At 51.3% G+C, this 19,982-nt stretch carries 21 protein-coding genes and 1 pseudogene; 11 read left to right on the top strand and 11 right to left on the bottom strand.

The window, feature by feature from the left end; translation table 11 throughout:
- The first annotated feature begins 8 nt into the window (after nucleotides 1-8).
- Nucleotides 9-1,286 carry a glutamate-5-semialdehyde dehydrogenase gene (locus M1Q06_RS16200; RefSeq protein ID WP_434400732.1) on the top strand — a complete coding sequence of 426 codons (1,278 nt, stop codon included), beginning with the start codon at nucleotides 9-11 and terminating at the stop codon, nucleotides 1,284-1,286.
- Nucleotides 1,287-1,335: 49 nt separating this feature from the next.
- Here M1Q06_RS16200 and M1Q06_RS16195 read toward each other — a convergent pair whose 3' ends face one another.
- From M1Q06_RS16195 to M1Q06_RS16185, 3 genes are all read right to left on the bottom strand, one after another.
- Entirely contained in the window at nucleotides 1,336-1,749 is a 414-nt protein-coding gene (locus tag M1Q06_RS16195; RefSeq protein WP_434400730.1) for a DUF4395 domain-containing protein, read from the bottom strand.
- 142 nt (nucleotides 1,750-1,891) lie between these two features.
- Nucleotides 1,892-3,238: a magnesium transporter gene (mgtE, locus tag M1Q06_RS16190; protein ID WP_434400728.1), complete on the bottom strand. Its 1,347-nt coding sequence runs from the start codon at nucleotides 3,236-3,238 to the stop codon at nucleotides 1,892-1,894.
- A gap of 107 nt (nucleotides 3,239-3,345) precedes the next feature.
- Nucleotides 3,346-3,882 (bottom strand): dihydrofolate reductase family protein, encoded by a 537-nt coding sequence (locus tag M1Q06_RS16185; protein ID WP_434400726.1) that lies wholly within the window; start codon nucleotides 3,880-3,882, stop codon nucleotides 3,346-3,348.
- Nucleotides 3,883-4,086: 204 nt separating this feature from the next.
- Between M1Q06_RS16185 and nhaC the strand changes: the two genes are divergently transcribed.
- Nucleotides 4,087-5,556: a Na+/H+ antiporter NhaC gene (nhaC, locus tag M1Q06_RS16180; RefSeq protein ID WP_121299244.1), complete on the top strand. Its 1,470-nt coding sequence runs from the start codon at nucleotides 4,087-4,089 to the stop codon at nucleotides 5,554-5,556.
- Between the two features lie 48 nt (nucleotides 5,557-5,604).
- On the opposite strand, the gene M1Q06_RS16175 is transcribed toward nhaC, so the two are convergent.
- From M1Q06_RS16175 to M1Q06_RS16160, 4 genes are all read right to left on the bottom strand, one after another.
- A complete protein-coding gene (locus tag M1Q06_RS16175) occupies nucleotides 5,605-6,612 on the bottom strand; it encodes a FecCD family ABC transporter permease (RefSeq protein WP_434400723.1) in 1,008 nt (335 codons plus the stop codon).
- The gene (locus M1Q06_RS16170) at nucleotides 6,609-7,607 is read right to left on the bottom strand and encodes a FecCD family ABC transporter permease (RefSeq protein WP_083509202.1); all 999 of its coding nucleotides are present in this window, start codon (nucleotides 7,605-7,607) and stop codon (nucleotides 6,609-6,611) included. Before M1Q06_RS16170 ends, M1Q06_RS16175 begins: the two co-directional genes overlap by 4 nt.
- A 62-nt stretch (nucleotides 7,608-7,669) precedes the next feature.
- Nucleotides 7,670-8,599, bottom strand: a complete 930-nt coding sequence (locus M1Q06_RS16165) for an iron-hydroxamate ABC transporter substrate-binding protein (protein ID WP_434400721.1) — start codon at nucleotides 8,597-8,599, stop codon at nucleotides 7,670-7,672.
- A gap of 7 nt (nucleotides 8,600-8,606) precedes the next feature.
- On the bottom strand, nucleotides 8,607-9,398 hold the full coding sequence (locus M1Q06_RS16160) for an ABC transporter ATP-binding protein (protein ID WP_121299236.1): 792 nt from the start codon (nucleotides 9,396-9,398) through the stop codon (nucleotides 8,607-8,609).
- 157 nt (nucleotides 9,399-9,555) lie between these two features.
- Between M1Q06_RS16160 and M1Q06_RS16155 the strand changes: the two genes are divergently transcribed.
- Both M1Q06_RS16155 and M1Q06_RS16150 read left to right on the top strand, forming a co-directional pair.
- The gene (locus M1Q06_RS16155; RefSeq protein WP_434400719.1) at nucleotides 9,556-10,605 is read left to right on the top strand and encodes an NAD(P)/FAD-dependent oxidoreductase; all 1,050 of its coding nucleotides are present in this window, start codon (nucleotides 9,556-9,558) and stop codon (nucleotides 10,603-10,605) included.
- 75 nt (nucleotides 10,606-10,680) lie between these two features.
- Entirely contained in the window at nucleotides 10,681-11,097 is a 417-nt protein-coding gene (locus M1Q06_RS16150; protein ID WP_434400717.1) for a cupin domain-containing protein, read from the top strand.
- Nucleotides 11,098-11,155: 58 nt separating this feature from the next.
- On the opposite strand, the gene M1Q06_RS16145 is transcribed toward M1Q06_RS16150, so the two are convergent.
- From M1Q06_RS16145 to M1Q06_RS16130, 4 genes are all read right to left on the bottom strand, one after another.
- Nucleotides 11,156-12,349: an MFS transporter gene (locus M1Q06_RS16145; RefSeq protein ID WP_434400716.1), complete on the bottom strand. Its 1,194-nt coding sequence runs from the start codon at nucleotides 12,347-12,349 to the stop codon at nucleotides 11,156-11,158.
- Nucleotides 12,350-12,537: 188 nt separating this feature from the next.
- Entirely contained in the window at nucleotides 12,538-14,178 is a 1,641-nt protein-coding gene (locus tag M1Q06_RS16140; RefSeq protein WP_121299229.1) for a diguanylate cyclase domain-containing protein, read from the bottom strand.
- Nucleotides 14,179-14,292: 114 nt separating this feature from the next.
- Nucleotides 14,293-14,625 carry a heme oxygenase gene (locus tag M1Q06_RS16135; RefSeq protein ID WP_404335501.1) on the bottom strand — a complete coding sequence of 111 codons (333 nt, stop codon included), beginning with the start codon at nucleotides 14,623-14,625 and terminating at the stop codon, nucleotides 14,293-14,295.
- Nucleotides 14,626-14,708: 83 nt separating this feature from the next.
- Nucleotides 14,709-15,938, bottom strand: a complete 1,230-nt coding sequence (locus M1Q06_RS16130; protein ID WP_101192004.1) for a dicarboxylate/amino acid:cation symporter — start codon at nucleotides 15,936-15,938, stop codon at nucleotides 14,709-14,711.
- 265 nt (nucleotides 15,939-16,203) lie between these two features.
- Here M1Q06_RS16130 and M1Q06_RS16125 point away from each other — a divergent pair, with 265 nt between their 5' ends.
- The 7 genes and pseudogenes from M1Q06_RS16125 to M1Q06_RS16095 all read left to right on the top strand — a co-directional run bounded on the left by M1Q06_RS16125 (nucleotide 16,204) and on the right by M1Q06_RS16095 (nucleotide 19,835).
- Entirely contained in the window at nucleotides 16,204-16,698 is a 495-nt protein-coding gene (locus M1Q06_RS16125) for a DUF4181 domain-containing protein (protein WP_158290791.1), read from the top strand.
- A 44-nt stretch (nucleotides 16,699-16,742) separates the two neighbouring features.
- Nucleotides 16,743-17,195 (top strand): hypothetical protein, encoded by a 453-nt coding sequence (locus tag M1Q06_RS16120; protein WP_434400712.1) that lies wholly within the window; start codon nucleotides 16,743-16,745, stop codon nucleotides 17,193-17,195.
- Between the two features lie 53 nt (nucleotides 17,196-17,248).
- A complete protein-coding gene (locus M1Q06_RS16115; RefSeq protein ID WP_434400710.1) occupies nucleotides 17,249-17,782 on the top strand; it encodes a GNAT family N-acetyltransferase in 534 nt (177 codons plus the stop codon).
- Nucleotides 17,763-18,323 carry a GNAT family N-acetyltransferase gene (locus tag M1Q06_RS16110; RefSeq protein ID WP_434400708.1) on the top strand — a complete coding sequence of 187 codons (561 nt, stop codon included), beginning with the start codon at nucleotides 17,763-17,765 and terminating at the stop codon, nucleotides 18,321-18,323. The genes M1Q06_RS16115 and M1Q06_RS16110 overlap by 20 nt, the downstream gene beginning before the upstream one ends.
- A gap of 19 nt (nucleotides 18,324-18,342) precedes the next feature.
- Nucleotides 18,343-18,867: pseudogene (locus tag M1Q06_RS16105) on the top strand (class I SAM-dependent methyltransferase); the annotation flags it as partial.
- Between the two features lie 84 nt (nucleotides 18,868-18,951).
- Complete coding sequence (locus M1Q06_RS16100; protein WP_434402912.1) at nucleotides 18,952-19,368, top strand: HIT family protein; 417 nt, start codon at nucleotides 18,952-18,954, stop codon at nucleotides 19,366-19,368.
- Entirely contained in the window at nucleotides 19,365-19,835 is a 471-nt protein-coding gene (locus M1Q06_RS16095; protein ID WP_434400706.1) for a GNAT family N-acetyltransferase, read from the top strand. Before M1Q06_RS16100 ends, M1Q06_RS16095 begins: the two co-directional genes overlap by 4 nt.
- The last annotated feature ends 147 nt before the right edge of the window (nucleotides 19,836-19,982 follow it).

Below are 19,982 nucleotides of genomic sequence, written 5' to 3'. Positions count from 1 at the left end.
AAGATTGGATGACAGAAGTTCTTCAAAAGGAAGAAGCTTTGGAGACAGAACTGGTACAGAAAGCGAAAAAAGCGAAAGCGGCAGCGGGGGAACTCGCAAAAGCCGACACCACCCTGAAAAATAAAGCATTAGAACTCATCTCTCAGCAGTTAATGGCTGAAAAAGCTTTCATTTTAAAAGAAAACCTGAAAGACATTGAAGCGGGGCGCGCAAACGGCATGAGCGAATCGCTCGTCGACCGCCTTAAGCTCGATGAAGAGCGCCTTGCGGATATGGCGGATGCGCTGATCCAATTGACCAAACTCACTGATCCGGTCGGTGAAGTGCTCGAGCATTGGCAGCAGCCGAACGGCCTCGATATGACGAAAGTACGCGTGCCGCTTGGCGTGGTGGGCATGATTTACGAAGCCCGCCCGAATGTCACGGTGGATGCGTCGAGCCTTTGCCTGAAAACCGGCAATGCCGTCGTCCTGCGCGGCAGTTCGACAGCGATCTATTCGAACACGGCCATTGTGGCTGTCATACATCGTGCACTTGAACAAAGCGAATTGCCGGTCGATTCTGTGCAATTGTTGGAAGACACGAGCCGTGAAGCGGCATCTGCCATGTTCAAGCTGAACGACTATTTGGATGTCTTGATTCCGCGTGGCGGCGCCAACTTGATCAAGACGGTCGTCCAGAATTCGACAGTGCCGGTGCTTGAAACGGGTGCAGGCAATTGCCACGTCTATATCGACGAGACGGCGGACAAGGACATGGCGATCGATATCGCGTTGAACGCGAAAACCCAGCGCCCATCCGTCTGCAACTCCTGCGAAACCATTCTCGTCCACGAGAAATGGGCTGAACAGCATCTGCCGGAATTGATTTCAGCGCTTCAGGCAAAAGACGTGAAAATCCATGGCGATGAAAAGGCGCAGCAATCAGGCAGCGACATCATCCCGGCGGAAGAAGCCGATTGGGGAACGGAATACTTGGCTTACGAACTCGCGCTGAAAACGGTAAGAAGCGTGGATGAAGTGGTCAAGCATATCAACCAGTACGGCACGAAGCATTCCGAGGCAATCATTTCGGAACAGGCGGAAAGCGTCCAGCAATTCTTCACGGAAGTGGATGCAGCAGCGGTCTACCATAACGCGTCAACGCGCTTTACGGATGGCTTTGAATTCGGCTTTGGCGCCGAAATCGGCATCAGCACGCAAAAGCTCCACGCACGCGGGCCGATGGGATTGCCGGCACTGACATCTACGAAATACCTCATTAAAGGCAACGGCCAAACAAAATAAAAAAAGCGGAGACTGCGGTCTTCGCTTTTTTTGTTCATTTATAAATACCTTAATAATCCGTTTTTGCGCGGCGGTGTTTCCACATCATCAACTGATAGCGCACGGTGCAGCCGATGCAATAGCCCATGAGCGCGACACCAGCAGCGACAATGACCATAGCGCCGAAAACGGTGGCAATAATCGGCAAGCCCGCTGCGAAAAACAACAGGGCGAGCCCGAGGCAGACGGTGGCGATCCATTGGTTGAACAATTGCTGATCGCGGTCTTCTTGCAAGTAACTATTAGGAGGATTCGGCAAAAAGCGGCGGCCGAATGCAATCAGTGGGTTTTTCTTGGTGATCAGAGTGACGACTCCGATGGCGAAAGGAACGAGCAGGATTAACGGATGAACGATGAGCCCGGCTAATACCGTGGCGACAAGAAAGGCTTGATTGAGCTGGACGAGCGGTTTTGGAATGGTCATAGTGAATCCCTCCGAGTTTTTTTATGGCCGATCGGCTCTGAAACAAGCCGTCATAAGCAGGAGAATGTTGTTGCATAAAGTTTCTCCTTATTATACATAGTTGATTACTCGGAATAAAGAAAAGAGCTCAAAAAAACGCTGTTCACATCAAACGAGAGATGAACAGCGAAGCAAGCCCGAAATAAATAAGCAATGAGAGAATATCGTTAATGGTCGTAATCAGAGGCCCCGATGCGACAGCCGGATCTATTTTCAACCGATACAGGACGAGCGGGATGATCGTGCCGGCGAGCGTTCCGATGATCAAGGTCAACAGCAATGAACTCCCGACAACGAGCCCGAGCACCAGGCTGCCCTGCCAGATATAGGCGATGAGCAAAATTAGCACGGCGCAGGTGACGCCGATGATGATGCCGACCCATAACTCGCGCAGGATGAGTTTGAACGTACCTTTTTTGTCGGGCTTTTGGCCAACCAGCCCGCGCACAACGACTGCGAGCGACTGGGTGCCGGTATTGCCGGTCATGCCGGCAATCATGGGCATGAAGAACGCCAAGGCGACCACTGTCTGCAAGGTGTCTTCAAAGCGGCTGATGATGCCACCGGAGATTAGCCCGATAAACAACAGCAAAATCAACCAAGGCAAACGGCGGTATGCTGCAACAAAAGGCGGTGTCTGAAAATCAATTGATTTGCCGGATGCAGAAAGCTTTTCGATGTCTTCATTCGCTTCCTGCAACACGACATCAATGACGTCATCGACGGTGATGATGCCGAGCAGCCGGTTTTCCGTATCGACGACAGGCAACGTGATAAAGTCGTAGCGGCTGATAATGGCAGCTACTTCTTCCTGGTCGGTCAAGGCATCGACTTTGACGACGCGTGTATACATGACATCGTCGATTTGTTCATCGAGTTCACCGAGGATCAAATCTTTATAGGAAACAACCCCAAGCAGTTTCTTGTCTTCATCGACGACGTATAGATAGTTCAAGTACTCGGCAATTTCCGCGAAATCGCGGATTTTATCGATTGCTTCACGGATGGTGTAATGGCGCGGAATCCAGACATAGCGGTTGTTCATGATGCGTCCCGCTGTTTCCGGCGGGTAATTCATCGTCTTTTGGATATAGGAAGATTCCTCGCGATTCATGCGCGACAGGAGCTCTTCGATCATCGTTGGCTCTAAATCGGACAATAGGGAGACGAGATCGTCATTGTCCATCAAGTCGAGCACTTTGGTTGATTGGTCGACGGACATTCGCTCAAGCAAACGCACCTGGTCGTTCCGGTGAAGCTCCTGCATGAGCTCCGTCAATTGGCGGACAGTCAGATGAAGCAGGAAGCGTTCACGGTGCTTTTCGGGCAGATGGCGGTATTGGACCGCGATGTCGTAAGGCTGCAGCTCATCGAGTATGTGCTGGAAATCTTGCGTCCGACCGTCTTTCAATGATTGGATCAACGCTAAAGTAATTTCATTTTCTGTCATCGCAAGACGGCAGCTCCTTCCGGGGTGGCCTTAAGTGCGAGGCGGCCTCATTTCTTCTTTCCCCAAAAGGGAGACGGTCATGTTCATTTGTTTTTAAAACATCTTCATCATCGTTCAGGCGCATAATTGGCGATCAGGACACCTTGGTCTGTCGAAAAGCTTTTAAGCAATTTAAATGCTTTCGGCGATACGCCATCGCGGAACAGTTTTTTTCCTTCGTCCAATAGCAGCGGAAAGGTCATCAAATGCAATTCGTCGACCAAATCATGTTCGATTAAGGTATCGATGAGCTCGGCGCTGCCGTAAACGAGCAAGCGCTGACCGGTTTTCTTCAGCCGTTTGATCTCCGAAGCGAAATCGTGGTTAATCAGGCGTGCATTCCATTCGGTGCGCTTCAGCGTATGTGATACGACATACTTCGGAATTTCGTTCATCCGGTCCGCAAAGCCATGTTCATCTTCAGCAGTCGGCCAAGTAGCAGCGAATCCCTCATACGTGACGCGCCCGAGCAGCAAGGCATCGTTATTGTAAAGCTGGCCCAGTTGAAACTGGGCGAGTTCATCGTCCCAATAGGCAGCAGTCCATGACGGCTCTTCCATGACGCCATCAAGTGTCACATACATCGAAACAGTCAATTTTCCCACGGTCATCTTCCCCTTTCCATAACTGGATGCCGGAAGCTTAGGCAATATGGTTACACTTCGGGGCGGGCCCGAGAGAATCCTGCATTGAACTATTCCGAATTCCGAAAAATCTATGTAATCTGAAAATTTTTATGGCAATGAAATCAGTATAGTGGCAAAATAAATACAAGCATTTATTCCATTTTCACAAAGGGGTTAGAGAACATGAAAGAGGAGAAGAAACGCCCGAAACAGCAAGAGATTGAAGTGCCCTTTTGGCTGGCTTTACTGCCGCTGATTTTCATGGTGGCGGCCATGGCTGTGACCATCATCATTTTTGAAGGCAGCCCGCATATTCCCTTGCTTCTTGGCACGACAATCGCGGTCATCATCGCTTGGCGGTTGGGGTACCGCTGGCATATGATCGAAGAAGGGGCATACAAAGGAATCCGCCTCGCGCTTCCGGCTTTGGTCATCATCATCATGGTCGGGATGATCATCGCTTCATGGATCGGCGGGGGGATTGTCGCGACGATGATTTACTATGGCTTGAAAATCATTACGCCGTCATTATTCCTTGTTACGATCTGTTTGATCTGTGCACTGGTTGCCGGGGCGATCGGCAGTTCCTGGTCGACGATGGGCACTGTCGGCATCGCCGGCATGGGCATCGGCGCGAGTATGGGAATTCCGGCGGCGATGGTCGCTGGAGCGGTCATCTCGGGTTCTTATTTCGGCGATAAGATGTCACCGCTGTCGGACACGACCAACTTGGCGGCAGGGGTGACGAACACCAATTTATTCGTCCACATCCGCCACATGATCTACACGACCATCCCGGGCATGATCATTGCCCTCGGCGCTTACTTTTTCCTGGGCCGCCAGTTTGCCGGAAACGCGGTCGACAGCGGCAATATCAACACGATCCTGGCGTCGCTTGAAGAAAATTTCGTCATCTCGCCGTGGCTCTTGCTCGTGCCTTTGGCGGTCATCGTATTGGTGATGAAGAAAGTGCCGGCATTGCCGGCGCTCGGCATCGGTATCGTGCTTGGCTGGCTGTGCCACATCTTGGTGCAAGGCGGTTCGGTCGCAGAAGCGGTCAATGCGCTGCATGATGGCTATGTCATCACGTCCGGCAACGAAGTCGTCGATTCCTTGTTCAATAGAGGCGGCATTGATTCGATGATGTTCGTTATTTCCTTGACGATTTTCGCCATGACGTTCGGTGGCGTGTTGGAACATACGGGCATGTTGAAATCGATCGTCACTAAGATCTTGATGCTGGCGAAAACAGCCGGTAGCCTGATCGCTGCGACTGTGGCTTCCGCGTTCTTGACGAACGTCACGGCATCTGAACAGTATATTTCGATTCTATTGCCTGGGCGGATGTATGCGAGGGCTTATCAAGACCAGGGCTTGCATTCGAAAAACTTGTCGCGTGCACTGGAAGACGGTGGGACGATCACCTCGCCATTCGTTCCGTGGAACACATGCGGCGTGTTCATCCTGGCGACGCTCGCCGTCCATCCCTTCGCCTATGCGCCGTACGCGGTGTTGAATTACTCGGTGCCGATCATCGCCATCCTCATGGCGTTCCTCGGCTGGAAAGTCGAATTCATGACCGATGAGGAAATGCAGAAACTTAAAGACCGCGAAGCGCGTATGGAAATGGACGCGCAGCAAGAACCGGTATAACAACAACAAAACGGCTCACGTCCCGAAAAGGGGGCATGAGCCGTTTTTTTATTTCTTCATTAGTAAATAAACGAAATATGGTGCGCCGATCAATGCGGCCATGACGCCAGCCGGAATGCCCGACGGTTCAAGCAAGTTGCGGCCGATCGTATCAGCTGCAAGCAACAGCCAGCCGCCGAGCAAAATGGCGACGGGCAGGAACAATTGATGGCGCGGCCCGACAAGCGCTTTCGCGAGGTGAGGGGCCATCAAGCCGATAAAGGCAATGCTGCCGGTGACAGAAACCGCAGCGGCAGCGAGCGCGACGGCCGCAAGCAAAAGGACGGCGCGTTCTTTGCCGATATTGAGCCCGAGACCGATTGCGGCCGATTCGCCAAGTCCGAGAATGTTCAGCCGATTTGCTTTATACAAAACAAACGGAATCAACACGATAAGCCAAGGCAAAAGCGCCAGGATAAACGGCCAGTCGGTGCCCCAAATGGAACCTGCGAGCCATTGGGCTATGAAATCCACTTTTTCCCGCTCTGCTGATGAAATGAGCACCATCATAACGCCGGATAACGCCATGGAAAACCCGATCCCTACCAGGACGAGACGGACCGGTTGAAGGCCTGTACGCGGATCGCGGGAGAACAAGTAAATCAGGATCGCCGTGATAAACGCGCCTAAAAACGCGACGAACGGCATCAAGAAAGCAAAAGAGCCCGGATCTACAGGGATGAACAAAAAGAAAATGGCGATGGCGACACCGGCACCGGAATTGATGCCGATAATGCCCGGGTCGGCCAAATCATTGCGCGTAATGCTCTGCAGCACTGCCCCGGATAAGGCGAGTGCCATCCCCGCTAGAAACGTAATGAGCATCCTCGGCATGCGGATGGAATACAGCACAAACTCTTCTTTAAAATCGCCTTGTCCCATCAGCACAGGCACAATCCGGCCGAAACCAAGCGTCGAATAGCCGAGTCCCAAACTCAAGACAGCGGTGATCAAAAGAATAACGGTGAGCACGATCAAAGTGATGCGCTGCTTGCGGATCAAATGTTGTTGGATCATGTGAACGCACCTCCACCTTTACGGACGATGAGCAGGAAGAACGGCAAGCCGAGCATGGCGACCACCGCTGCGACCGGGGTTTCAAATGGCGCGTTGACGGTGCGTCCGAACAAATCGGCGAGCAGCATAAAGATGGCGCCCGTGACAGCGGACATCGGAATGATGAAGCGGTAATCGCTGCCGACGATCACGCGGACGATATGCGGAATCATCAAGCCAATGAACGCCAAGTTGCCGGCCAAAGCTACTGCAGCGCCAGCAAGCAAAGTGACCACGACAAACAGCATCGCTTTGATCTGGCCGGTCTTTTGGCCAAGCCCGATCGCCGCTTCCTCACTTAAGCTCAACACCGCCAGTTGGCGGGATAACAATAAAGCGACAAACAAGGCGATGGTGATAAAGGGAATGATAATCTGCAATTGTCCCCAAGATGTGCCGATCAAGCCGCCGGCGGTCCACATGGAGACATCTTTGGAGATTTTAAACAGCAAGCCGATCGCTTCTGCAATGGCGGTCAAAAACGCCGATACCGCCGCACCGGCCAGGACGATGCGAAATGGCGAAAAGCCGCCGCGCCGCGAAGCCCCGATCCCAAAGACGAGCCCGGCCCCGATGGCTGCCCCGATAAAGCAGGCGATCATGATGCCGAAGTAATTGGCTCCGGGAATAAATGCCAAGGTCGCGGCCAGTGCCGCATTGGCCCCGGCAGTCAAACCGAGCAAACCAGGGTCTGCCAGCGGGTTGCGGGTCATGCCTTGCATGATCGCGCCCGACACGGCGAGTGCCGCGCCGACGAAAATTGCGGCTACTTCACGCGGCAGACGAATTTCCTGGATGACCGATATTTGCTGTCCGGTGCTGTCGGAAAACAGCGCCAGCCACAGATTCTTCAGGCTGACATCAGCAGCGCCAAAGACCATCGACACAACAAAAGCCAGCACAAGTGCCAGCAGGCTGATTCCAAATATGTATGAAAAACGGGCGTTATAACGCATGCATCATCATCTTTTCTATAGAAAGGATAAAGGGATTCCGCTTGGCAGAATCCCTTTTGTGTTTATTGGCCAAGGAATTTTTCCTGGAACAACTCAAGCTGGTAATCGAGTGAAATCGGATCGTTGAAGTACAATTTTTTCGCATCCGCTTCAAATACTTGGTCGTTCTTTACAGCTGGCGTGTTTTGGTAAAGGTCCGTTTCCTGGAAGGAATTATCTTGTTCGGAGTCTTTGCTGAAGATTACGTAATCGCCCATATATTCAGGGAGGACTTCTTGAGACAAGGCGTAGTACCCATCAGTAAGAGCCATTTCTTCCACTTTTTCCGGCATGTTCAAGCCCATTTCCTGATAGAGGATCTCGGTGCCGCGGCCCCAATTGTCGCCGTATACGTACAATTGCTTATCAAAGTTCTCGATGACAGAGACCGTTGCATCTTCGCCGATTTCCGCTTTGATCTCTTCACCCGCAGCTTGTGCGCGTTCTTTAAAGTCGTCAACGAATGCTTGTGCTTCGTCTTCTTTATTCAATAGTTTCCCGATTTCCAGGTGTTGTGTCAAATAGTCGACTTTGCCGTAAGTAAAAGTGACAGTCGGGGCAATTTGTTCCAGTTTATCGACGTTTTGAAGAGTCGAGTAACCAATAATCAAATCCGGATCCAATTCGATGATTTTCTCCAGGTTCTCTTCCGACACTTGTTCTACGCCGTCCAAGTATGGTTCGTAGTTCGGGTTGTCGATTGCCCAAGCGTCAATGCCGACAAGCGGCACATCAAGTGACATGACGTTTCCGCCATAAGCCAATGCTACCACGCGCTGCGGGTCAGCCGGAACTTCCACTGTGCCATTTTCTGATTCATATTGGATGGTTTCGGATCCGCTTGCTTCGCCTTCCGAACCGCCCGTTTCCTCTGTCGTTTCTTCTGTAGATCCACAAGCGGCAAGTGCCAGCATAACGAGTAAAGCGATGGACAAGAAAAGTAATTTTTTCATAATCTGGTTAAGCTCCTTTGATTAAATTATAAGTTAAGCAAATCGGTTTTTGTGTTCGTGGGTCAAGGCCGATTTCCGCATCGATGCGGAAAACTTCGCGGAGCACGTCCGGAACAATGACTTCTTCAGGCGATCCGGCCTTGATGATCTGGCCGTCTTTCATCGCGACAATATGGTCGGCGAAGCGGGCGGCGTGGTTCAAATCGTGCAGCACCATGACAATGGTGCGTTCTTCTTCGGCATTAAGTTCGCGGAGAAGCTCCAAGATTTCCAGTTGATGCGCCATATCGAGGTAAGTCGTCGGTTCATCGAGGAAAATCATTTCGGTCTCCTGCGCGAGCGCCATGGCAATCCAGACGCGTTGGCGCTGGCCGCCGGATAAAGCATCAACCGGGTGGTATTTGAAAAATTGCGTGCCGGTCACATTGAGTGCCCAGTCGATCATTTCATAATCCCGTGTGCTGAGCTTGCCGAAACCTTTTTGATAAGGGAAGCGGCCGTAAGAGACAATTTCGCCGACGGTCAGGCCAGCCGCGTTTTCCGGCGATTGTGGCAAGATGGCAAGCTTTTTCGCCAATTGCTTCGTCTTTTCTTCAGCAATTTGCTGGCCGTCGAGAATGACCGAACCCGATTCGTGGGGAATGACGCGTGTCATCGCTTTCAAGAAGGTCGATTTCCCACAGCCGTTCGGCCCGATGATTGCCGTAATCTTTTTATCTGGAATCGACAGGGACAAGCCTTTGACGATTTTCCTTTCGCCATAGCTGACTTCCAGGTTTTCTGTAAAAAGGCGTCCCATCGACAGCCCTCCTTTTCGTTAAACCGTAATTTTGGAGCAAAAAAAATAAAAATAGGATATGTGTTGATAATGATTCTCACTTTCATTACAATGTATACTATAAAGTTATTGAGAATCGTTGTCAATCGGAATTTACTATAGAACGGGGATGGAAAAAATGGCCAATCACGACATCTTTGACGTAACCATCATCGGGGGAGGTCCCGCCGGCTTGTATTCAGCTTTTTACAGCGGGCTTCGGGGCATGAAAACGAAAATTATCGAGTTCCAGCCGCGCCTTGGCGGCAAGCTCCATGTCTATCCGGAAAAAATGATCTGGGACGTCGGGGGGCAGACGCCAATCCGCTGTGAACAGCTGATCACCCAATTGGTTGAACAAGGGCTGACGTTCGATCCGACGGTATGCTTGGATGAGAAAGTGGAAAGCATGAATAAGAACGAAGACGGTTTGTTTGTGCTGGTGGGCGCTTCAGGTGAAGTCCATTATTCGAAATCGGTCATCGTCGCAGTCGGTGGAGGCATCCTGAAACCGCAGAAGCTGCAAATCGAAGGAGCCGAGCGCTTTGAAGTGGCGAACCTTAATTATACCGTCAAAACACTCGAGCGTTTCCGTGGCAGCACGGTGCTCATTTCAGGAGGGGGAAATTCGGCAGTCGATTGGGCAAACGAGCTTGAGCCGATCGCCGAAAAAGTCTATGTCGTCCACCGCAAATCGGAAATGGCCGGACACGAAGCGCAAGTGCGCCAATTGCTCGAAAGCCGCGCCGAGTGCTTACTGGATTCCGCCATCACGCGGCTCGTGGCATCGGATGCAGGCGACCGCGTGGAACTCGTGGAAGTGATGAACCAAGTGACGGGGGAACGGCGCATGCTGCCGGTCGACCAGCTCGTCATCAACCACGGCTATGAGCGTGATGCGAGCTTACTCGAAAATAGCCCGCTCGATCTGGAAACAAAAGACGACTTCTATTTACAAGGCACGCCGGCAAGCGAAACTTCCGTACCGGGAGTGTTTGCGGCAGGCGACATTCTCCAGCATGACGGCAAGCTCAATTTGATTGCCGGCACGTTCACCGACGCCGCCAATGCCGTCAATAAAGCGAAGAAGTTCATCGAACCGGACGCTGCCAATATCGCCATGGTGTCTTCCCATAATGATGTGTTCAACTCCCGCAACCAGGCGCTCAAAAAACAAGCCTTGCGCTGAACGGTTTGTTTATGTCCGATGCTCGCAGGGTAGAGAAGAGCAGGACAGAACAACAAATCGGAGGAGGAACCACACATGGAATTAAAAGATTATGGTGCTGAATCATTTGTCGTCAATATAGAAGATGCGACAAAACAAAACGAAACGTTCCGGACCGCTCTTTGGACAGGGAAAAACTTGCAGGTTACATTGATGAGCATCGCAGCAGGCGATGACATCGGGCTTGAAGTCCACGAACACGGCGACCAATTCCTTCGCATCGAAGAAGGGGAAGGCCTCGTGCAGATGGGCGACAGCGAAGACAATTTAAGCTTTGAAGAAAAAGCTGAAGACGATTACGCCATCCTCATCCCCGCAGGCAAATGGCACAACGTCACCAATACAGGCGATAAGCCGCTGAAGATCTATTCCATCTATGCACCGCCAGAACATCCGCACAGCACAGTGCACGAAACAAAAGCGGAAGCGGACGCAGCAGAAGAGGAAGAATAAATGCAAATAAAGAACGGCCGACAGTCATCTGTCGGCCGTTCTTTTATTGTGCAGCCGTTCAACGAGCGGAAGCGGAGAGCTGGCGTTCTTTTTTTCCGTGGAGGAAGTAATACGGCACGATTAACGCGAATACCGCGATTCCAAGCAATCCATAAAGCGCGCTGTAGCCGGTGAACGGGATGATAAAGCCGAGGATATACGGCCCCATGCCGAGCCCGCCGTCCATCGCGACAAAAAAAGTCGATGTCGCAAGCCCCATGCGGTGGGGAGGCGTCAGCTTGATGGCGACCGCTTGCGTCGTCGATTGCATATTCCCGAACCCGAGCCCGATCAAAGCACCCGCAAACAACAGCCCTAAGCCTGAATCGGCGACACTGAGCAGCAATAGTCCCGCTGCAAGCGATACGAGCGCAGGATACATAATGTAATTGGCGCCGTACAAATCCATGATGCGTCCCGTAAAAGGCCGCGTCAGCAGGATGACGACAGCATACACTAGGAAGAAGAAGCTCGCTGCTTCCACTAGCCCTTTGTCATTGGCGTAAAAATTGATGAAGGACAAAACGCTCGAATAACTGAGCGCGATCAAAAACATGACGATGGCAATCGGTACAGCATTCGCTTCTAAATAATTGGAAAGCTGGAAGCCGGATTTCGCTTCTCCGCCAGACGGTTTCTCCAGCGGCGGGACTTTCACAAAAGTACTGAGCGCCAGAGCAGACACAGCAATCGCGACACAGGCAGCAAAAATCACATTATAGCCAGTCCATTGGCTCATTAATAAGCCGATAAATGGCCCGAAAGCTGCACCCAGCGTAGCACTCATGCTGAAATAGCCGATGCCTTCGCCTTTACGCGTATGAGGAATGACTTGAGCGGCGATCGTGCCCGCTGCGGTACTTGCGACTCCGAGCGTCACCCCGTGCAAAAAGCGGTTGAGCATCAAGAAAGGCAAGCCGAGCGGCAGGAAATACAGTGCCGTCATACCGACAAATAAAGCGGAACCGAGCACCAACGCCCGTTTGCGCCCGATCATATCGAGTGTCCGGCCGATGACCAAGCGTCCCGCCAGTGCTCCCAGGATGAAAATCCCGGTGACAAGACCGGCTTCACTGGTTGAAGCACCGTATTCTTCGACGGCATATAAAGCGATCGTGACGATCAATAAATAAAAAACGAGCAGTAGCAGGAAATGGACGACGGAAACGCCGATAAAGTCCCGCGTCCATAATTTAGGTTTGTTGTTGCTCAACTGAAAGACTCCTTCGAAAGCACAATAGCAGCGCTATATATAATACATCTTCGGCTTTTGCCATTATTAACCGTAGCAGACCCCGGGCGTGCCGTCCAATATGCGGCACTTGAAAAAGCGCCGCCTCGAGAGGCAGCGCTTTTAGATCCTTATGGGTATTGGTGAAGCGAAAAGGCATTTCGGCTTGTTCATTCCGAGGCAATATCCCTGTAAAACGTCGTCTGGCTTTTGCCGTTTTCCTTGGACACGTAAAGCGCGGCATCTGCATACGACAGCAAAGTATAGAGGTTTTCTGCGTTATCAGGGTAAATGGCAATCCCGATGCTGCATCCCAGTTGCACACGCCCAGCCTCCACGGTAATCGGTTTGCTCAACCGGTCGATCAGCCGCTGCGCCAACTTTCTCGTCGACGACTCGCCTAATCCTCCACATGGGAACAACAAGACAAATTCATCTCCGCCGATCCGGGAAATGAACGCTTCTTCAGGCAGTTCCGCCGTCAGCCGTTCAGCCACTTTCTGCAGTACATGGTCACCCGCTAAATGCCCCAAACTATCATTCGCTTTTTTGAAGCCGTCCAGATCCAAATAGAAAAAAGCCAATTTTCCATCCGTGGTGCGTGCCTGCTTCATCATGCGATCCGCGGCCTCTTCAAGCGCGATGCGGTTCGGCAAGCCTGTCAGTGGGTCACGTTGTGCCAAATCCTGCATGCGCACCAAATCGGATTCCGTCGTGCCAAGTGTCATGACCAGGCTCTCAAGCGAGTTGGATAAGTCTTCAATTTCACGGACTCCCGTATTTTTTGGCAGAACCAATTGGCTGCCTTTGCGGAAGGCTTTCGCTTTGTTGGAGATTTCATTGAGCGGGCGGCTGATGCGCCCGGCTACTAACCAGCCGGCTAAGGCAAAAAGAACAGCGCTTGCCAAACCGCTCAACATGATGATGCGGCTCAAGTCGCGGGCGGCGGCGAAGGCCGTTTCTTCGGGTTGGCGGACCAGCACAGTCCATTCAAGCCCCGGATACTCCCAATTGGTTCGGCCGCCGGTGAAGCCAGTTAAATACGAATTGCCATCTGGCCATTGTTCCAGTACCCAACCGGCTCGTTTTCCTTGTGACAGGGTGTAGGAATCGATCGGAAGCGGCTTGCCGAGAAATTGTTCAGGACCGAGAATGACGCGATTGTCCCCTGGGCTTAAGACGAAAACCTCCAGTTCATTTTCGCTGCGGTTGAGCGGTCGCAACACGAATTGCATCACTTCTTGTGCCCAATCCCAGCTCAAATGGGCGGCTACTACGCCGCCGAATGAACCATCCGAGTAAAAGAAAGGGACGCTGATATCGACAAATTCGAGCTCATGGCCGCCGGGATTCGGCAATAAGTCTGCCAAAAGCAGCGCTTCGTGGACATCGCCGACGTAATCCGCTTGGCGTGCTTCGGAATAAACGGGTCTATCGGACAAGTCCATTCCTTCCAGCAATTCGTTAGTGGAAGCAGTCACGACGCCGGCCGAATCGGTGATGCCAATCCAGGAAAAAGCCGGCACTTGGTCTTGCAGCATTTCAAGCGTGGCACGCTTTTCTTCAATGGACGTAGTCAGCGCAAGTTCTTCGATTTCCCCGAAGGTCTTGATTTCGCTATAGCGTCCCCACATGTATTGATCCAGTCGGTCTTTCATCTGGAACGCTGCACTCGATAAGGCATTGCCCCGTTCTTCTTCCAGCCGCTTCGTGCTCACTTCGGAGACGAGGACGCTGAGTACAGCAGCAAAAAGCAGGATGAAGACCGCGAATATCAGGCCCCAGTAATTTCTCAGCGATAATGATTTCATATGTATCCCTTCCAGAATAGGTAATTTTCACGAACACTTTAAGTATATCAAAAGTCCTGCATAAAAGGGGAAAGAAGGCAAAAAGAAACAGGCAGCAAAAGCTGCCTGTTTCCATTATTTAGCTGCTTCGATGACCGAAGCAATTTTTGTGATGACGAGTTGGCTGCCGAGCATCGGCGACTCATTTTTCTCTTCGCCTTCTGCTGGTTCAGGACGTTTATGGGCTTGCTTGAAAACATCGCTGGATTTCCATGCTTCGTAATTGTCGAGTGTTTCCCAGTACATATTGACGTTCAGTTCATCGTATTCTTCCAGGTCCTGCGTGACGGTCACTTCGACTTTATGGAAGCCTTCCATTTCCTGCAATGCGCCTGGACGGGTGAAGTTGGGTGCCATTTTTTCAGCAAATCCCGGTTTCATTTTAATGCGGTTGGTTACGATATACATAACTGCATGTCTCCTTTTTCAATGGGATACGAGATACTCCCACTGTATCACAGAGCTCCATGTTTTGTCCGCAGCGAGTCGTGTTAAGCCTTGGCCGTGCCGCGTCTTTTCTCGCTTTGGTCGATCAATTTCGAGCCAGCCAAATCGCCTGTCACATTGAGCATTGTGGCGCCCATGCCGACAAGTGCATCGATTGCTGTCAGGAGCGCGACGGCTTCCATCGGCAATCCAAGCTGGACGAAGACAGTGGCGATCATGACGATGCCAGCGCCTGGAATGCCGGCGGTTCCGATGGTTGCGAGCGTGCCGATCAAGACGACCATGAACATTTCAGACAAGCTGAGCGGGTCACCGATGATGTTGGCAGCAAATATGGCTGAAACGGCGATGCGGATGGCCGCACCATCCATATTGATTGTCGCGCCGAGCGGCAGGCTAAAGCCGTACAAACTTTTCGGGATGCCGAGCCCGCGCGCCGCATCAAGCGTCAATGGCAAGGTGCCGGAGCTGCTTTGCGTGACGAACGCCGTTAGCATCGGTGTCCGCGCGTGTTTGAAGAAATGCAGTGGATTGACTTTGAACACCAGCATGGCGATCGTATAGAGCGCAATCTGCACCGCGATGGCGATGTAAAGAACGGCGACCATGCCGAGCAGCGATCCCAGTGTATCCAATCCTTGCGAACCGACTGTCTGCGCCATGATGGCGAAAATGCCGATCGGCACGTATTGAAGGATCGCTTTCAAGACGATCAAAGTCGCTTCGTTCAACGCGTTGATCGTTTTCATCAGATGGTTGCCAAGTTCGCCGAATTCCGCAGAGCTTCTCATATAGGAGATGGCGATGCCGAACGCGAACGCCGTAAAAATGATCCCGAGCAAGTTCATTTCACTGAATGCCGAGATGATATTGGACGGTACAATGTTCAACAGAACACTTGTAAAGCCGGGGTTGTCCGGAACATCAAAGGTTTCCGAGCCGTCGAGCTGCATGCCCGAACCCGGCTGGAAAATACTTGCGACCGTTAAGCCGACCACGATGGCGAATGCCGAACTCAATGTATAGAACAGAAAGACTTTTCCGCCCATTCGGCCTAGGTCGCCGATTTTCGATTGGTTGATTCCGACGATCAAGGTGAAGAAGATGAGTGGCACAATCAGGAAGGTCAAGAGCCGCAAGAGCAGATCCCCAAGCGGTGCCAAGACGGCTGTGTCCGGCCCGAAGATCAAGCCGACGATAACGCCGAGGATGAGCGCCACAGTGATTTTTAAGATAAGCGATACATTTGTATAAGATTTCCAAAGAGCTTTCATAAGCGCCTCCTTTATTTTTCATTTATTTTTAAAAACCATATAAACTTAGTCGGATTTGACTTAATTACGATAGCCTATGCCCTTTGTTTTGTCAAAGAAGCGAACTCGGCAGGAGAACGAAGCGCAAAAGGCGAAAAAAAGAGAAACAAATCGCTGGTTATCAGAAAACTTAAAAATATTCTATAATTTCCCAAAAGCTCGTGATACGATAAGACTAGTAGCATAAACGTATTTCGGCATGAAGCGGAAAGTTGAGGGGGATAAAATGGGTGGAGTCGGTGAAACAGACGGAATGGGTTATTACGAAGCGCAATACGATTGGGTATGGCCGCTGATCGGTTTTATTGCGGTCACGGTCCTGGCAATCATGAGCGTGAATTGGATCCTGCGCAAGATTTTAAGGGTCGAACGCAAGAAACTTTTTTCCAGTTCGTCGAATTTCGTCAATGATCGCCATGAAAAAGTGGATGCTTATTTCCGCTGGAGCGGGGCAGCGATTTCCATCGGTGCACTCTTTGTCTTCCAAGAAACCCGTTCGTTTCTTCCTTTAGCTGCGCTGCTTGCCGTCAATGGGGTGCAGGGGGCTTACACTGTTTATATGGAAAGAACCCATTCCGACAATCCGAATGATTATAAATACAGCTTTCTGCAATTTGTCACCGGTACAGTCATTGTCGTCACATGCATGGTTGCATTTTTCCCGGATTTTTCCGAATTCATATTGGATGATATTCGTTTGTTGACCGATTTTATGAATTAAATAAAAGCAGGTAATCGATAGAATGAAATAAGGAGGAGAGCGGAATGGTCCATCAAGGAAAAGTGCAGCGCTGGCTGCTCGTCATCATGTTATTGGCTGTCAATTTGCCGCCGCTGCTCCTTAGTTCGTTTCCGGATGGATTTGCACTGTATTTTCAATTATTCGTTTCTGCATTGATTGTACTGGCTTTGTTCATCAAAGCGCGCGTTAAGGTCCGGGACAGCAATATTATTTATCGTGTCGAATTGTGGGGCCTGCCGCTTTATTATAAAACGGTATACACAGAGGAAATGCGCCGCATTGAATTCAAGCGCAGCAATTGGGCTTCGAAAGTGGCGGTGGTCCGTGTGGAAAAGGGATTCGATTTGCGCTTCGCTTTATTCGGCGACGGATTATTTGAGGATTTATCGCAATTTGCCAAACGTAACGATCTGGAGCTCCGGAAGTCCAAAGATTACCAAACCATCGAAAAGCTTGGCAGCAATAGGCTTCGTTAATGGAAGATTTCTGAAAAATGTTTCACGTGAAACGGCGAAAGGGGCAAGTGGACATGGGATTGGAGAGTGGGCGCTTGCTGCTGCGCCGTTACCGGGATGAGGATTTTGAATTTCTGTATTCTTTATTGAAGCAGCCGGAAGTCATGCGGCATATCGGAGACGGCAAGGTGAAGAGCCGCCAGCAGGCTTTGGAATTCCTATACTGGATCTACCGCATGTACAGGGAGCACCCCGAACATGGCTTGTTTTTGCTGGTGCGGAAAGAAGACGGCAAGCGGATCGGCCATGCCGGCCTGGTGCCGCAATCAGTAAATGGGCAGACGGAACTTGAAGTCGGCTACTGGCTCGCACCGGAATTCTGGGGCTTTGGCTATGCCCGTGAAGCGGCCAGACTGCTTTGCGAGCGGGGATTCACGAAGCATGGGCAAAGCGCACTCATTTCACTCATTCAACCGGACAACCAAGCCTCGCAAAAAGTAGCGGAAGCACTTGGCATGGAATGCGGAGCACCGGTTTTGCGCAACGGACAATACGTACTCGTTTACCGGGTGCAAAAGGAGCGATGGCATGCAATTTCCCATACTTGAGACGGAGCGGTTATTGCTGACGGAAATTACGGAGCAAGACACTGACCGCTTTTTCGCGCTCTTGCAGCGTGAAGACGTAACTTATTATTACGGCATGGATCGGCTTTTGGAAAAAGAAGAAGCGCTTGAGATGATCCGTGCTTTTCGCGTCGTGTTTGAGTTCATGCGCGGCATGCGCTGGGGCATCCGCTTGCGCGGCGAGGAAGAACTAATCGGGACAATTGGCTTGAACCAGCTTCAGCTGCGCTCGAAAAAGACCGAAGTCGGCTATGAATTGCATCCGGATTATTGGCGCCAAGGGCTGATGGAAGAAGCGCTCTCGGCCGTACTGACCTATGCATTCGATGAACTGGGGCTTTACCGTGTAGGCGCCACAACTTATCCGGCCAATACCGGGTCGAACCGGCTGTTGAAGAAAATGGGCTTTACGGAAGAAGGCCGGCTCCGCGGCTATTTGTACCAGCGTGGGGAGTCGCATGATGCACTAATCTTTTCGCTGCTGGCCCCTGAATGGCAAATGCAGCAAAAGGACAATCGATGATGAGAAGGGAAGCGGCAGGATGTTAGGAAAACAAGGATTCAATGAATGGGCAGCGGAATACGACGACACGGTGCGGGAAAGCGAGCGCCAAGGAACGTATCCGTTTGCGGGTTATAGCAATGTACTGACAGAGATTTTCGAGGCAGTTGATGAGAAACAACAGGCGTCGATTTTGGATATCGGTTTTGGGACCGGCGCATTGACGTCTGCTTTATACGACAAAGGGCATCGTATTTTCGGAATTGATTTTTCATCTGTAATGATTGAGCGTGCCAGGAAGAAAATGCCGGAAGCGCAGCTAGTGGAATGGGACATGGCGGATGGCTTGCCGCCTGCTTTTGACGGGCTGTTTTTTGATTGCATCGTCAGTACATACGCACTTCATCACTTGGAAGACGCGGATAAATGGAGTTTCCTCAAGCAATTGCTGAAAAGGCTGGCGCCGGGAGGCACATTATTGATCGGCGATATCGCTTTTCGGACAACGGAAGACCGTCAAGCTTGCCGGAATGAATACGAAAACGTCTGGGACGGTGACGAAGCTTATGTCGTTTTTGACGAGCTCGAAGCGTCCTTGTCCAATATCGCAAAATGCGAATTCAAAGCGCATTCTCATTGCGGCGCCGTGATTCAATTGCATCCCGAGTGCCCGTTTTGCCATCCGGTTTACGACCTGGAGCAGCGCGTTGTTTTTGAAACCGCCAATTGCTGGTTCTTGCAGCACGAGAAAGCGCAAGGCGTGCTCGAAGGATCGGGTGTCATTGTGCCGAAACAGCATCGCTCGTCGCCGTTCGAACTGACGCCTCAAGAATGGGAGGAGACCCAGGAGCTGCTTGGGCTTGTGAAACCTTTTCTCGAGAAGATAGCGCCCGACGGCTATACGCTCGGATGGAACGTCGGCGAAGCGTCCAATCAATCGATCGGCCATAGCCATCTCCATGTCATCCCGCGTTTCAACGACGAACCGTATGCCGGAAAAGGCTTGCGTCATTGGCTGAAAAAACCGGAGAACCGGCGTCCTGGCCAAGGCAGGGATGAACGGTGAAATTTAAAGAACAGGCAATGACAGAAGAAAGCGCGCGTGACATCCTCAGCTGGCGCTATCCGTATCCGTACGATTTCTATAACGGGGAAGCGTCGGACGAAAGTTTGCAGGAGTTGATAAACGGCAGTTACCGGGTGGTGACGGAGCATGGGGAGTTATTCGGTTTTTATTGCACGGGTAAGGGTGCGCAAGTGCCGGCCGGCCACGCATCGAATGCCTATCCGGATGGCCCCGTCGATATCGGGCTCGGTATGAAACCGGAAAAAACCGGAGCGGGACGAGGGGCTGCGTTTTTTGATTTCCTGCTCAAGGAAATCAAAAAGCATCATCCTGGACAAGCACTGCGCCTCACGGTCGCCCAGTTCAATGGACGCGCGATCCATTTGTATGAAACGGCGGGGTTCGTGAAGGCCGGCGAATTCAACAACGACTACGCTGCGTTTCAAGTGATGCTGAAGGATGAGTGACTTTCAGCCGGCTTGAGCATCTGCTATAGTAAAAACAGGGTGGTATCCATCAGGAACTGCACCTGTAAAAAAGCTTAACAACTCAATAGATCTGCCTTGATCTGAAAAACGACAGGGACGGAGAAACCGACGCAATCAAATTCTGTC

Source organism: Planococcus sp. 11815 (genome assembly GCF_051096385.1).
GTDB classification, from domain to species: domain Bacteria; phylum Bacillota; class Bacilli; order Bacillales_A; family Planococcaceae; genus Planococcus; species Planococcus citreus.
This window is presented reverse-complemented; position numbering and strand designations above follow the sequence as displayed.